The sequence below is a fragment of the Tabrizicola sp. T74 genome, assembly GCF_057219935.1.
In genome coordinates this window covers 444,421-457,945 of sequence record NZ_JBXVVT010000001.1, presented here as the reverse complement: position 1 = coordinate 457,945, position 13,525 = coordinate 444,421, and the positions used below count along the sequence as shown (strand labels likewise).

The 13,525-nt window shown below is 67.4% G+C and carries 15 protein-coding genes; 7 read left to right on the top strand and 8 right to left on the bottom strand.

What is annotated here, in order from left to right; translation table 11 throughout:
* Nucleotides 1-66 precede the first annotated feature (66 nt).
* Nucleotides 67-1,401: a cation:proton antiporter domain-containing protein gene (locus AC2EAL_RS02395; protein WP_484722566.1), complete on the top strand. Its 1,335-nt coding sequence runs from the start codon at nt 67-69 to the stop codon at nt 1,399-1,401.
* Here AC2EAL_RS02395 and AC2EAL_RS02390 read toward each other — a convergent pair.
* A complete protein-coding gene (locus AC2EAL_RS02390; RefSeq protein ID WP_484722565.1) occupies nt 1,337-2,566 on the bottom strand; it encodes a UbiH/UbiF/VisC/COQ6 family ubiquinone biosynthesis hydroxylase in 1,230 nt (409 codons plus the stop codon). The genes AC2EAL_RS02395 and AC2EAL_RS02390 overlap by 65 nt on opposite strands.
* Nucleotides 2,567-2,641: 75 nt before the next feature.
* Between AC2EAL_RS02390 and AC2EAL_RS02385 the strand changes: the two genes are divergently transcribed.
* Nucleotides 2,642-3,973, top strand: coding sequence for an amidase (locus tag AC2EAL_RS02385; RefSeq protein ID WP_484722564.1), 1,332 nt, complete (start codon nt 2,642-2,644; stop codon nt 3,971-3,973).
* Between the two features lie 72 nt (nt 3,974-4,045).
* Here the strand turns inward: AC2EAL_RS02385 and rlmH are convergent, their stop codons facing one another.
* From rlmH to AC2EAL_RS02370, 3 genes are all read right to left on the bottom strand, one after another.
* On the bottom strand, nt 4,046-4,516 hold the full coding sequence (gene rlmH, locus AC2EAL_RS02380) for a 23S rRNA (pseudouridine(1915)-N(3))-methyltransferase RlmH (protein WP_484722563.1): 471 nt from the start codon (nt 4,514-4,516) through the stop codon (nt 4,046-4,048).
* Nucleotides 4,516-4,848: a ribosome silencing factor gene (gene rsfS / locus AC2EAL_RS02375; protein WP_484723387.1), complete on the bottom strand. Its 333-nt coding sequence runs from the start codon at nt 4,846-4,848 to the stop codon at nt 4,516-4,518. Before rsfS ends, rlmH begins: the two co-directional genes overlap by 1 nt.
* Before the next feature lie 229 nt (nt 4,849-5,077).
* Entirely contained in the window at nt 5,078-5,635 is a 558-nt protein-coding gene (locus tag AC2EAL_RS02370; protein WP_484722562.1) for a hypothetical protein, read from the bottom strand.
* 67 nt (nt 5,636-5,702) lie between these two features.
* Here AC2EAL_RS02370 and AC2EAL_RS02365 point away from each other — a divergent pair, with 67 nt between their 5' ends.
* On the top strand, nt 5,703-6,224 hold the full coding sequence (locus tag AC2EAL_RS02365; protein WP_484722561.1) for a DUF2975 domain-containing protein: 522 nt from the start codon (nt 5,703-5,705) through the stop codon (nt 6,222-6,224).
* Nucleotides 6,224-6,442 (top strand): helix-turn-helix domain-containing protein, encoded by a 219-nt coding sequence (locus AC2EAL_RS02360; protein WP_484722560.1) that lies wholly within the window; start codon nt 6,224-6,226, stop codon nt 6,440-6,442. The genes AC2EAL_RS02365 and AC2EAL_RS02360 overlap by 1 nt, the downstream gene beginning before the upstream one ends.
* Here AC2EAL_RS02360 and AC2EAL_RS02355 read toward each other — a convergent pair.
* Genes AC2EAL_RS02355 through AC2EAL_RS02345 form a run of 3 tightly spaced genes read right to left on the bottom strand, consistent with a single transcriptional unit; the run spans nt 6,439 to nt 8,756 of the window.
* Complete coding sequence (locus AC2EAL_RS02355; RefSeq protein ID WP_484722559.1) at nt 6,439-7,575, bottom strand: CaiB/BaiF CoA transferase family protein; 1,137 nt, start codon at nt 7,573-7,575, stop codon at nt 6,439-6,441. The genes AC2EAL_RS02360 and AC2EAL_RS02355 overlap by 4 nt on opposite strands.
* Nucleotides 7,575-8,180 carry a DsbA family protein gene (locus tag AC2EAL_RS02350; protein ID WP_484723386.1) on the bottom strand — a complete coding sequence of 202 codons (606 nt, stop codon included), beginning with the start codon at nt 8,178-8,180 and terminating at the stop codon, nt 7,575-7,577. The genes AC2EAL_RS02355 and AC2EAL_RS02350 overlap by 1 nt, the downstream gene beginning before the upstream one ends.
* A gap of 51 nt (nt 8,181-8,231) precedes the next feature.
* Nucleotides 8,232-8,756, bottom strand: a complete 525-nt coding sequence (locus tag AC2EAL_RS02345) for a DUF721 domain-containing protein (protein WP_484722558.1) — start codon at nt 8,754-8,756, stop codon at nt 8,232-8,234.
* Between the two features lie 153 nt (nt 8,757-8,909).
* Between AC2EAL_RS02345 and mutY the strand changes: the two genes are divergently transcribed.
* The 3 genes from mutY to AC2EAL_RS02330 all read left to right on the top strand — a co-directional run bounded on the left by mutY (nt 8,910) and on the right by AC2EAL_RS02330 (nt 11,788).
* Nucleotides 8,910-9,947 (top strand): A/G-specific adenine glycosylase, encoded by a 1,038-nt coding sequence (mutY, locus tag AC2EAL_RS02340; protein ID WP_484722557.1) that lies wholly within the window; start codon nt 8,910-8,912, stop codon nt 9,945-9,947.
* A gap of 69 nt (nt 9,948-10,016) precedes the next feature.
* Nucleotides 10,017-11,132, top strand: coding sequence for an alkane 1-monooxygenase (locus tag AC2EAL_RS02335; protein ID WP_484722556.1), 1,116 nt, complete (start codon nt 10,017-10,019; stop codon nt 11,130-11,132).
* Between the two features lie 44 nt (nt 11,133-11,176).
* Nucleotides 11,177-11,788: a glutathione S-transferase family protein gene (locus tag AC2EAL_RS02330; protein WP_484722555.1), complete on the top strand. Its 612-nt coding sequence runs from the start codon at nt 11,177-11,179 to the stop codon at nt 11,786-11,788.
* A 77-nt stretch (nt 11,789-11,865) separates the two neighbouring features.
* Here the strand turns inward: AC2EAL_RS02330 and AC2EAL_RS02325 are convergent, their stop codons facing one another.
* Nucleotides 11,866-13,410, bottom strand: a complete 1,545-nt coding sequence (locus AC2EAL_RS02325; protein WP_484722554.1) for an acetolactate synthase large subunit — start codon at nt 13,408-13,410, stop codon at nt 11,866-11,868.
* Between the last annotated feature and the right edge of the window lie 115 nt (nt 13,411-13,525).

Below are 13,525 nucleotides of genomic sequence, written 5' to 3'. Positions count from 1 at the left end.
TTTCCCGCAAACCCGCTTGGCCGCGCCCCGATCCGGACGCGTGTGCCGGAAAGGACCATAAGCGCATTGCCCCACGAAACGCCCCTGATCACCACGCTCGTCGCCGGCTTCGGCCTGGCCTTCCTGTTTGGCCTTCTCGCCCAGCGGCTGAAACTGCCGTTGATCGCGGGCTATCTCCTGGCGGGCGTCGTCATCGGCCCGTTCACGCCGGGCTATGTCGCCGACATGAAGCTTGCCACCGAACTGGCCGAGCTTGGGGTGATCCTCTTGATGTTCGGGGTGGGCCTGCATTTCTCGCCGCGCGACCTGATGGAGGTGAAGGCGATCGCCGTGCCCGGCGCCCTCGGCCAGATCTCCGTGGCCACGATATTCGGCACCGCAATGGCCTGGGCCATGGGGTGGAGCCTCGGGGCCGGCCTCATCTTCGGCCTCGCCCTCTCGGTCGCCTCGACGGTCGTCCTCTTGCGTGCGCTGCAGGACCGCGACCTTGTCACCACCGAAAAGGGCAAGGTCGCCGTCGGCTGGCTGATCGTCGAGGACCTGGTGATGGTGATCTCGCTGGTCCTGATCCCGCCGCTGGCGGGTCTTCTCGGCGGAAACGCCCTGCCGGTGGCGGAGGAGGCCGAAGCCGTGGCCGAGGTCACGCAGACCATCGGCATCGGCCCCATCGCCGCCACGGTGCTTATCACGCTGGCCAAGGCCGCAGCCTTTGTCGCGCTGATGCTGATCGTCGGCCAGCGCGTGATCCCTTGGGTCCTGCACTTCGTCTCGCAGACCCGCTCGCGAGAGCTTTTCCGCCTGTCCGTCCTCGCCATCGCGCTGGGCGTCGCCTACGGCGCGACGCACCTCTTCGGCGTGTCCTTCGCGCTGGGCGCCTTCTTCGCCGGCATGGTCATGTCCTCCTCGACCCTGTCGCAGCAGGCCATGCGCGAGACGCTGCCGCTCCGCGATGCCTTCGCCGTCCTGTTCTTCGTGTCGGTGGGCATGCTCTTCAACCCCGGCATCGTCCTGACTGCACCGCTCGCCCTGATCGGGACGGTGGTCATCATCCTCTTCGTGAAGTCGGCCGCCGCCTATTACATCGTCAAGGCATTCGGCCGGTCGCATGACGAGGGGCTGACCATCGCGGCCAGCCTGGCGCAGATCGGCGAGTTTTCCTTCATCCTGATCAGCATGGGCGTCACGCTCGACATCGTTCCGCCCGAGGCGCGCGATCTGGTGGTGGCAGGCGCGATGATCTCGATCCTGGCGAACCCGCTTCTGTTCCACCTTCTTGACCAGCGCTGGGCGCGGAAGGCGGCAGCTGCCCCGGTCGCGGCAGCGGAGACACCCGAGATCAGACCGGACGACCCTGCAGAAGTTTCGGAAGCTCGCCCGTCAGCCCCGCCGCCTGCCGCATGAAGCCGCGCCTCAGGCCGGGGATGGCGTTCACCACGCCCATCCCCAGGTCGCGCCCCAGCCGCAGGATCGGGTTGTCGCTGGAAAACACCCGGTTGACCGTGTCCATCCCCAGCGCCAGCGCCGTCGCGTCGAATCGCCGCCAGCGCTGGTATTCCTCCAGCGCCGTCGCGCTGCCCGGCTCCTCTCCCCGGCGACGGGCCAGGATCAGCACCTCGGCCAAAGCCGCCACGTCGCGCAGGCCCAGGTTCAGCCCTTGCCCCGCAATCGGATGGACGCCATGCGCCGCATCGCCGACCAGCGCCACGCGGGGCGCGATGAAACGTTCCGCCAGGGACAACGACAGGGGATAGGTGAACCGGTCCCCCGCCAGCGCGATCTCGCCCAGGAAATCGCCAAACCGGGGGCGCAGGGCCTCCAGATACTCCGCATCCGGCAGCGCCTGGATCGCCGCCGCGGTTTCGTCCGCCTCGCTCCAGACGATGCTGGAATGGTGCCCGCCCTTCAGCGGCAAGATCGCCAGCGGCCCGGACGGCATGAAGAACTGCTGCGCCACGCCCTGGTGGTCCCGCTCATGCCGGATCGCCGTAACCAGCGCCGTCTGGCCATAGCCCCAGCCCACCCGCTTGATCCCAGCGCGCGCCGCCACGCCCGAGCCTCGCCCGTCGCAGCCGACCAGAAGCCCCGCCGTCAGCCTCCGCCCTGAACCAAGCGTGACCGTCACCCCGGAAGGCCCCGCCTCCTGCGCGACGACTGTCTCACCCGACAGCAAAGTGATGGCCGGGTTCGTAAGCATCGCCTGCAGGAAGGCCGCATACAGATGCCGGTCCTCCAGCATATGCCCCATCGGGCCTTCCTCGATCTCGGCCGCGTCGAAATGCAGGAAGAACGGCGCCGCCCCTTCTCCGGCTCGCCCATCACTCGCCTTGATCTCAAGGATCGGCTGCGCCTTGTCGGCCACCGCAGGCCAGACCCCGATGGCCGTCAGAAGCCGGACCGAGGCGATGGCCAGCGCATAAGCCCGTCCGTCGAACCCCGCCTCGGCCCGGTCCGGGGCCGGGCGCGCGTCGACCACCGTCACCCGGAACCCACCCTGCGCCAGGGCCAGCGCCAGCGCCGGACCGTTCAGCCCCCCGCCCGCGATCAGGATGTCGGCGTCTTGCGTCATGGCCCCTAGATAACCCCTGCCGCCCGATTGTCCATGCGTCTCCAAGCCGCTACCCTGCCGCAAACGGGGGACAGAATGACCGCAACCTGGACGAACATGACGGCGGCAGAGCTGGGCCGCGGGATCGGTGACGGCAGCATCCACCCGGTCGAACTGACCGAATTCTTCCTTGACCGGGTCGAGACGCATTTCCACGCCCCCCGCATCTATGCCCGCGCCACCGCGCTCCGCGCCAGGGGTGAGGCGATGGCCGCCGCCTCTCGCGCCAAGTCCGGCTTGCGCAAGGGTCTTCTGGATGGCGTGCCGATCAGCTGGAAGGACCTGTTTGATACCGCAGGTGTCGCGACCGAGGCCGGGTCCGCCCTCCTGAAAGGCCGCACCCCCGACCGGGACGCCACGGTGTTGGAAACCGCAACGCTGCAGGGCCTGGTCTGCCTCGGCAAGACGCATATGTCGGAACTTGCCTTCTCGGGCCTGGGCCTCAACCCGGTCACCGCCACCCCGCCGAACCTGAACGACGCCAAGGCGGTGCCGGGAGGGTCTTCGTCGGGCGCGGCGGCCTCGGTGGCCTTTGGTCTGGCCCCGGCGGCAATCGGCTCGGACACCGGCGGGTCGGTGCGGATACCGGCAGCCTGGAATGACCTTGTCGGGCTGAAGACCACCGCAGGCTCGCTGCCCCTGACCGGCACCGTCCCCTTATGCGAACGCTTCGACACCATCGGCCCCTTGGCCCATTCGGTCGAGGACTGCGCCCTTCTCCTTCAGGCGATCAGCGGCGGTGCGATGGCCGACCTTGGCGGTGCTTCGCTAACCGGCCTGCGCCTCGCCGTCCTGGAAACCGTAGCGCTCGACGACCTGCGCGACCGGCCCGCGCAAGGGTTTGACGATGCCGTCAGCCGCCTGGGCCGCGCCGGGGCCACGATCACCCGGATCACCGTCCCCGAGGTCGCCGAGGCGATGGGCCTTGCCGCGATCCTGTTCACTGCCGAGGCCTATGGCATCTGGCGCGACACCATCGAATCCGCGCCGCAGAAGATGTTCCCCCGCATCCTGGAACGCTTCCGCTCGGGGGCGATTTTCTCGGCGATGGATTACGTCGCCGCCTGGCGCCGGTTAGAGGCGATCCGCCAGACCTGGGCCGAAAAGACCGCCGTTTTCGATGCGGTCCTGGTGCCGACCTCGCCCATACTGCCACCCGATGCCAACCGGCTGATGACCGACGACGCCTATTACGTGACCGAAAACCTGCTGGCCCTGCGCAACACAAGGATCGGCAACCTGATGGGCCTCTGCGCCCTGACCCTGCCGACGTCCCAACCCTCCTGCGGCATCAGCCTCATGTGCCCGCCGGGACATGAGGCGCGGCTGTTGCGGCTGGGCGCTGCGGCGGAGCGGGCGCTTCGATAGGTACCGCTCGTCGAAGCCCTTCGGGCACTCCTCGCTGGGGCTTACCGAAGAGCGACCAGGCATGCGATGAGGCTACACCCGGTGGTACGGCGACCCCGCCAGGATCGTCGCGGCCCGGTACAGCTGTTCGGCCAGCATCACCCGGACCAGAATGTGCGGCCAGACCATCCGCCCGAAACTGATCGCCAGATCGGCGCGGGCGCGCAGGGCCGGGTCGATCCCGTCCGCCCCACCGATGACAAAGGCCGCATCCTGCCGCCCGCCATCGCGCCACTGGGCCAGTGTTTGCGCGAATTCAGGGCTGGACAGGGTCTTGCCCCGTTCGTCCAGCACGCACAGGGCAGCCCCTTCCGGGATCACCCGCGACAGAAGCGCGCCCTCGGCCGCCATCCCGCCGCCCTTCTTGTCCTCGACCTCATGCTCCTGCGCCGGGCCCAGGCCCAGGGGCCGCCCCGTGCGATCCAACCGCTGCAGGTAATCGTCCACCAGATCGCGCTCCGGTCCCGCCCGCAGGCGGCCCACGGCGCAGAGGTGCAGCCGCATCAGGCCCCGGCAGTGCGCGTGGCGGCGCGGGTCGCCCCTGCGGGCAACCACATCTTTTCCAGCTGGTAGAAGTCGCGCACTTCCGGGCGGAAGACGTGGACGATCACGTCGCCCGCGTCGATCAGCACCCAGTCGCCGGTCTCCTTGCCTTCCATCCGCACGGAAATCCGCATGTCATGCTTCAGCCGATCCGCCAGCTTTTCCGAGATCGCCGCCACCTGCCGCGACGACCGGCCCGAGCAGATCACCATGTAATCGGCCACGTCCGACCGGCCCCGCAGGTCGATCTCGACGATGTCCTCGGCCTTGTCGTCATCGACAGACTTCAGGATCAGGTCCAGGACGGCTTGCGAGCTGTGCCCTTCCGGGCTGGCAGAGCCCTCGGCGGGCGTCGGGCGCGGACCGGTTGGCAGACCGGTGGCGGGATCAGAATGCGACAGGACAGGGTCCTCCAGAGACACGCGCGGGCAGAAGCATCAGGCGAACGGCCCCCGCGCCGGGCCATGGCTGCAGACTAGCACCCGGGCGGGGCAATCTCAACCGAAGGCGGGCGGGTACGCCTTATTCCGCGCCTTGGCAAGGCTTGATCGCCGCCAGCGTCTCTGCGCCCAAGAGGTCCGACAGCTTGCCATCCGCGATCAGCGGCAAAAACGGCGCATCCTTTGCCATCCTGATCAGCACCGACCCCCGCGCATCGGGCGCAGGCCCGCTGCCGATGGCGCAGCCGCCGATGCCCAGACCAAGCGACCCCTGCGCATCGCCCTTGCGTTTCCAGTCGGAAATCCTGGCCTGGACCGCCCGCATCCGCTGGACGTCCGGTTCTGCCAGCGCAAAGTGCCGCGCCGTCGCGCCTTCGGGCAGGACGATCCCGCTGGCGACGGGGCGGTCCACCAGCCGGAACGTCTCGCCCACCTGCTCCTTGCCCCGGCTCGCCCCCAGTTTCAACTCCGCCGTCCCCGGGTTGATCGCCAGCCCCGGCGGCAGGATCACCACCAGCTCGATTGCCGCTGGATCGGCCGTGAGTGGGTCCAGCGTAGCCAGCCGTGCGGCGGTCGAGGGCACGATGGCGGAACAGGCGGCCAGGGTAAGGCTGGCCAGCAAGGCAAGGGACGGGTGCATCTGATTCTCCTTTGACAACGATGTTTTAACGTAATACGATAAATTATCGTCGTGAAAAGAGGCAATCATGCAAGACCAGTCCCGCCTGCAATCCCTGTCCGGCATCCTCTACTGGGTTGCCCTTGTCCTGTCCGCGGCCCTGCCGCTCCTCGTCCTGGTCTACGCCGGAAAATGGGTCTCCGACCCCGCCTCGCTCCTCTCCCGCGCGCCCGCCGGAGCAACAGTGACACCCACCCAGGCCGCGCTCGTCGCCGCCGTCGCCCTCGTCTCCGTCCTGCCGATGGTCGCCGCCCTGCGCGGCATGGTCCGGCTTTTCTCCCGCTACAGCGAGGGCGATGTCCTCTCCGCCCACAACGCCGAGACGATCCTGCAGATCGGCCGCGCGATGCTGCTGGTCGCCCTTTTCACCGTCCTGACCCCCACCCTGCAGACCCTGATCCTCAGCTGGACCGCGCCCGAACGCACGCTCTCCATCGCGCTCGACAGCGGCACCCTGGGCTTTTTCCTCGCCGCGGGCCTTCTCACCGTTATCGGCTGGGCCATGCGCGAAGCCGCCGCCGTCAAGGCCGAGAACGAAGGGTTCGTCTGATGTCCGACCTGCAGATCGTCGTCCGCCTCGATGTGATGCTCGCCCGCCGCAAGATGCGGTCACGCGAGCTGGCCGAACGCATCGGCATCACCGAGCAGAACCTCAGCCTGCTCAAATCCGGCAAGGTCAAGGGCATCCGATTCGACACCCTCGCCGCCATCTGCGCCGCGCTCGACTGCCAGCCCGGCGACCTATTGGAGGCCGAGCCCGCCCCCTAGCCCTTCCGGCCCAGAACCTCGTCCTGATGCTGCCCAAGGCGCGGCGCGGGCCGGTCCAGCGCCAGATCGGCGCCCGAGAAGGTCATCGGGCTCCGCACCCCCGGCACGCCCTCGGGCGCGATCTGCAGCCCCCGCGCCATCACCTGCGGGTCGGCAAAGACCTCGGCCAGGTTGTTGATCGGCCCCGCCGGAACCCCTGCCGCCTCGCAGGCCGCCAGAAGGTCCGCCTTGGCCCAGGTCTTCGTCGCCGCCGTCAACCGTTCGGTCATCGCGGCGCGATTGGCGATCCGGTCGGCGTTGGTCAGGAACTGCGGCTCCACAGCCATCCCATCCAGCCCCAGGATCTTGCACAGCCGCTGGTACTGGCCGTCATTCCCGGTTGCCAGGATCAGCCAGCCATCCTTGCAGTCGAAGACCGCGTAAGGCGCCAGGTTCGGATGCGCGTTCCCCATCAGGCCGGGGGCCTTCCCGCTCGCCAGATAGTTCATCGCCTGGTTCGCCATGATGCTGGTCGCCACGTCCAACAAGGCCATGTCGATCTGCTGGCCTTCCCCCGTCCGCCCGCGCTGGACCAGCGCCGCCAGGATCGCCGTCGCCGCATAGACCCCGGTGAAGATGTCGGTGACCGCCACCCCCACCTTCTGCGGCTGGCCATCCGCCGCGCCGGTGACCGACATCAGCCCGGACATGCCCTGGATGATGAAGTCATAGCCCGCCCGGTGCGCGTAGGGCCCGTCCTGACCGAACCCGGTGATGCTGCAATAGATCAGCCGGGGGTTCACCTTGCGCAAGGACTCCCAGTCCAGGCCGTACTTCGCCAGCCCGCCGACCTTGAAATTCTCGATCACCACGTCGGCATCGGCAACCAGCCGACGGACCGTTTCCTGCCCCTCGTCCGTGCGGAAATCGCAGGTGATCCCGCGCTTGCCCCGGTTAGCCGAATGGAAATAGGCGGCGGTCTTCTCGCCCCCCGCCTGAATGAACGGAGGCCCCCAGCGCCGCGTATCGTCGCCTTCCGGCGCCTCGACCTTGATCACGTCCGCGCCCAGGTCGGCCAGGGTCTGCCCGGCCCAGGGCCCAGCAAGAATCCGCGCCAGTTCGATGACGCGGATGCCTTCCAGCGGTGCAGCCATTACTTCGCCAGTTCGGCTTCGATGATGGCCTTCAGGTCTTCGAAGTTCATGTTGCCATGCTTGGCCCCGTTGATGAACAGGGTCGGCGTGCCCTCGACGCCATCGGCTTCGAAGTTGGTCTGGAACTGCTTGATCAGCGCCTCGGCATTGGCCTGATCGTTCAGGCAGGCGTCCATCGCCGCATCTTCAAGCCCGGCCGAGCGGCCGATGGTCTTCAGGTTCTCGACCACCTGCATCGGGTCTTCCGAGGCAGCCCACTCTGCCTGCTTGTCGAACAGCATGTCATGGATGCCGAAATACTTCATCTCGCCGCCGCAGCGCGCGATCAGCGCGGCCCACAGCCCGTAACGGTCGAAATAGACCTCGCGCAGGGTGAAATGCACCTTGCCGGTGTCGATGTAGTCCTTCTTCAGGTCCTTGAATGTCGTGGCGTGGAAGCTGGCGCAATGCGGGCAGGTAAAGCTCGCATATTCGACGATCTTCACCTTGGCATCGGGCGAGCCCATGGAAAAGTCGGTCACGGCAGGGGCAGTCGCTGCAGTGCCGGTTTCCTGCGCCAGGGCGGGTGTCATGGCCGCAGTGGCGGCGGCGGCAAGGGCAATCATCGCCCGGCGGTTCAGTTTCATCATGGGTCGGCGTCCTTTGTCAGCCCGAAGTCAGGATCGGGGGCGAGTTAAGATGTTTTGCGCCAGCTGTTCAAGCGCGCTGCGCAAGCTTGGGTCGGCCACGCCCTCGGCCACGGCCTGTGCCTTGGCGGTCGTGGCGGGGTCGGGTGTCTTTGCGGCCTTCGGTGCCGGGGTGAATTCGGCCTGCCCCTCGGCAAAGCCGGTGGCCGCCGTCTGGGTCAGGTGGATGTGGTTGATCGCGTTGTAGCCGTAGACGGCATTGACCCGCTCTTTCAGCACCGGCAGCGCCATCTGCACCATCGGCGCTTCGCTGGCCTTGACCAGCAAGGTCAGCGTCGCCCCCATGCCACCCTTGCCGTAGCCGATCTTCACCGGCCGCGTTTTCCGCGCCATCTCCTCGCCCGCCACCTCGGCCCAGTGGGTCAGAAGCCGGGTGACGGCAAAGCCGCGCGACTCTCCGGCGGTGCGGACCGCGTCCTTCATCAGGCCGAACGCCGGTTCGAAGCCCCGCATGCGGTGCTCGGGATTTGGAGAGGCGTGGGGATTGCGGGCCATTTGCTCCTGTCCTTGCGCGTGCATTCTATCGCAAGGGGCCGCTCCCGCCAGTGGCAAGGCTGAAACAGGAATAAACATTGCGTTATGCGGAGGTTACCCCGCCAGCCCTGCAATCCGCTGGCCCCCGCCCGCGGGGCCGCTATCTTCGCCGCGATGCAGGACCCCGAATCCCTCTCCGCCCAGCTCCTCTCCTGGTACGACCGTCGCGCCCGGGTCATGCCCTGGCGCGTCTCGCCGCAGGATCGGGCGGCGGGCGTCCGCCCGGACCCCTACCGCGTCTGGCTGTCCGAGGTGATGCTGCAGCAGACCACCGTTGCCGCCGTGAAGGACTACTTCCACCGCTTCACTGCCCGCTGGCCGACGGTGGCAGACCTCGCCGCCGCGCCGGATGCCGAGGTGATGGGTGAATGGGCGGGTCTTGGCTACTACGCCCGCGCCCGGAACCTGCTGAAATGTGCCCGTGCCGTAGTGGCCGACCATGGCGGCCAGTTCCCGACGACTCGCGAGGGCCTCCTGACCCTCCCCGGCATCGGCCCCTACACGGCCAGCGCCATCGCCGCCATCGCCTACGACGAGCCCGCCACCGTGGTCGATGGCAACGTGGAACGCGTGATCTCCCGCCTCCGCCTGATCGAAACCCCGCTGCCCGCCGCCAAGCCCGAACTCACCGCGCTGGCCGCCCGCCTGACCCCCACGCAGCGGCCAGGAGACTACGCCCAGGCCATCATGGACCTCGGCGCGACAGTCTGCACCCCACGCTCCCCCGCCTGCGGCATCTGCCCCTGGGTAAGCGCCTGCGCCGCGCGGGCCGAAGGCGTCCAGTCCGACCTCCCTCGCAAGACCCCCAAGCCCGACAAGCCCACCCGTCGCGGCACCCTCTGGCTCGGCCACCGTGACGGTGCGATCCTCCTGGAGCGCCGCCCCGAGAAGGGCCTCCTCGGCGGCATGCTCGGCTTTCCCGGGGACATCTGGGACGGTCATGGCGGCCCCGCACCCGCTGATGCGGACTGGCAGGACATCGGCGAGGTGCGCCACACCTTCACCCATTTCCACCTGATCCTGACCGTCCTCACCGCCCAAATTGACGCGCCCCCCACCCGCGGCACCCTCATCCCCCGCCGCGACTTCCGCCCCGCCGACCTGCCCACCGTCATGCGCAAGGCCTGGGACCTTGCCCGCGACCGCCTCTGACCACATTCGACGAAAAGTCGCAGCACAAGGCGTTTTGCGCCCGCGCACCCATCCGCTACACTCCCGCGCATGAGCCCGCTTCCGAAAGTCCTGCCGTTCTGGCTATCGCTCGGCCTGCCGCCCCTGGCCCTGATCGCCATGGTCCATGGCGGCTGGACCATCATCCTTCTGCCCTTGTCCACCTGGTGGCTCTTCACGATCCTCGACGCGATCACCGGCCACAACACGGCCAACCCCGACCCCCAGACCCCGGACGACGACCTGACCGCCTACCGCCTGGTCACCCTGATCTGGCCCTGGGTCCAGTTCGCGCTCCTCGCCCTGATGCTCTGGTACGTCCCGCAGGCCCCGCACCTCGACATCGGCGAACGCATCGCGCTTTTCTTCGGCATGGGCGTCGTCTCTGGCACCATCGGCATCAACTACAGCCACGAACTGATGCACCAGAAGTCCCGCCTCGAACGCTGGCTCGCCGACCTCCTGCTCGCCTCGGTCCTTTACTCGCACTTCCGGTCCGAACACCTGCGCGTCCACCACATCCACGTCGGCACCCCGCGCGATCCCGTCACCGCGCGCTACAACGAAGGCTTCCACCGCTTTTTCCCACGCGTCCTGCGCCAGTGCCCCCGCTCGGCCTGGAAGGCCGAGGCCGCGATGCTTGCCCGCAAGGACCTACCCGCCTGGCACCGGTCGAACCCGTTCTGGCGTTACGCTGTCCTGCAGGCGGCCTTCCTGGTGCTCGCCATCGCTCTCGGCGGCTGGACGGGCCTTGGCCTCTTCCTGGTCCAGGCGTTCGTCGCGATCTGGCAGCTGGAACTCGTCAACTACATCGAACACTACGGCCTGACCCGCCGCCACCTGGGCGATGGCAAGTATGAAAACGTCCTGCCGCGCCACAGCTGGAACGCCGACCAGCGCGCGTCGAACTGGCTCCTGATCAACCTGCAGCGCCACTCCGACCACCACTACCGGCCGGACCGCCGCTTTCCGCTTCTGCAAACCTACAGCCGTGACCAGGCGCCGCAACTGCCCTACGGTTATCCCTTGATGACGATGGTCGCGATGGTGCCACCCTTGTGGAAGCGGGTGATGAACCGGCGGGTCAAGAACTGGCGGCGCAAGCATTACCCGGACATCCAGGACTGGCACGACTACAACAAGGCGCTGAATCCGGTCGCCGGTTGACAAACATACCAAATGGTATGTAATGGCCCCGTACGGAGGCCATCATGAAACTCTACTACTCACCCAACCTGAACCCGCGCGTCGCCGTGGCCGTCGCCCGCCACTTGAATTCGCCGGTCGAGTATGTCGCAGCCACGCCGATGCACCCGGACCACCGCGACGCCTTCCGACCGATCAACCCCAACACCCGTGTCCCTGTGCTGACCACGCCCCAGCGCAACTACTGGGAGGCCGACGCCATCGCCTGCAAGCTCTCCGCCCTGGCGGGTTCCGACTTCTGGCGCACCGGCGACAGCCACCCCGAGATGGTGATGTGGATTTCCTGGGCCACGCATCATCTGAACCGGGCCGGGGACGTGTTCTACTTCTGGAAACTCATCGCGCCGCAGTTCATGGACCACCAGCCCGAACAGCCGGTCTTTGATGAGGCGATGGGCGACTGGCGGCAGTTCATGGGCATTCTCGACGGCCAGCTTGCGGGACGGAAATGGCTGGTCGATGATCGCCTGTCCTATGCCGATTTCCGGGTGGCGACCTGCTTTCCCTTCGCCAAAGCCGCCGGCCTGCCCATCGCGGACTATCCGCAGGTCCAACGGCTTGCCGACCAGCTGAACCAGATTGACGCCTGGCGCGACCCCTTTGCGGGCCTGGCGTGACGGTTCATCCGGGACCAAATTTCTTAAGCAAGAAATTTGCCAAAATTCTTACTCAAGAATTTTGACCCCCCCCACGGTCAGCACAGAACCTCGATCAGCCGCGGCCCCTTCTGACCCATCGCGTCACCAAACGCCGCGTTGAACCCGGCCATGTCGCTGACCCGCACCGCCTGCACCCCATGCCCTTGCGCCAAGGCCACCCAGTCCAGGCTCGGCCCCTCGACATCGAACATCCGCTGCGCATTGCGGCCGACCTCGTTCACCCCCATCGCCGCCAGTTCGTCGCGCAGGATCTGGTAGCCGCGGTTGGCAAAGATCACCGTGGTCACGTCCAGCCCCTCGCGCGCCATCGTCCACAGCGATTGCAGCGTGTACATCCCCGACCCGTCGCCCTCCAGCACCACGACCTTGCGGTCCGGGCAGGCCACCGCCGCACCCACCGCATTGGGCAACCCAAACCCGATTGACCCCCCGGTGATCGTCAACGCGTCATGTCCCCGCGCCCGCTTCAGCCCCGGGGCGAGGTAGTAGGAGGCCGAAATGCCCTCATCCACCACCACCGCATTGTCGGGCATCAGCGCCGCTATCGTCTCGCCGACCTTGGTCACGGTCAGATCGCCCTCGGGCAGGGCTGGCAGGTCCAGCGGCACGAAATCCTCCGGCCCCAGCTCCGCCTCGCCCAGCTCCCCGGCCAAAGCCTGCAAGGTCCATTCGATGTCCATCTCGCGGCTGCACAACTCGATCAGCCGCGTCTCGGGATCATCGGGGGTGGACGGCAGCCCCGGATAGGCAAAGAACCCGGCAGGCCTGGCCGTGCCGCACAGGACCAGCGACGAGGCCCCGGCCAGAAGCTTCTGATTGTCTTGAATGCGATAGGCCATCCGTTCGATCTTCACCGCTCCCGCCCCGCGCCGGAAGCGGCTGACGAAGAACGGCTGCATCAGCCGCGCGCCGCAGGATTTGGCGACCCGCTTGGCAAGCTGGCCCAGGTCTGTGAATAGCGCCGGGCCGTCCACCATCAGGATCGCCCCCGGCTGGCGCAGGGCATTGGCCGCCGCCTTGACCTCGGCCTTGGACGGACGCCGCAAGGCCGGGGCAGGGGCCGCCACCGCGAAACTCGATGCCTCCTCCCAGGCCGTGTTCGCGGGCAGGATCAGCGTGGCGATCTGCCCGCCCTTGGCCCGCGCCGCCTGGATTGCCTCGGCTGCATCGCTGGCAACCTTGGTTGAGGACGAACACACCCGCACCCAATGCGATACCGCCTGTGCGATCCCCACCGTGTCGCCCTTCAGTGGGGCCTCGAACCGCAGGTGGTAATCCGCATGGTCGCCCATGATGTTCAACACACCCGACTGAGCTTTCCGGGCATTGTGCAGGTTGGCAAAGGCGTTCCCGAAGCCGGGGGCAAGGTGGAGAAGCGTCGCCGCCACCTCTCCCTTCATCCGGTAGTAGCCGTCCGCCGCGCCCGAGACGCCGCCCTCGAACAGGCACAGGATGCAGCGCATTTCCGGGTGCTGGTCCAGCGCGTGGACGAAGTGCATTTCGGACGTGCCCGGGTTGGCGAAGCAGACCCGCACACCGGACGAAAGCAGCGTCTCCACCAATGTCTCTGCACCGTTCATGTCCGCCTCCGCCTTTGGGTCCAGATGACCGGATTCCGCCGCCCGGCACAACCCGAAACGGCCAGAAACCGCGGGTTAACAAATCCCTAACGTTCGCAACCAAGCCATTGATTTC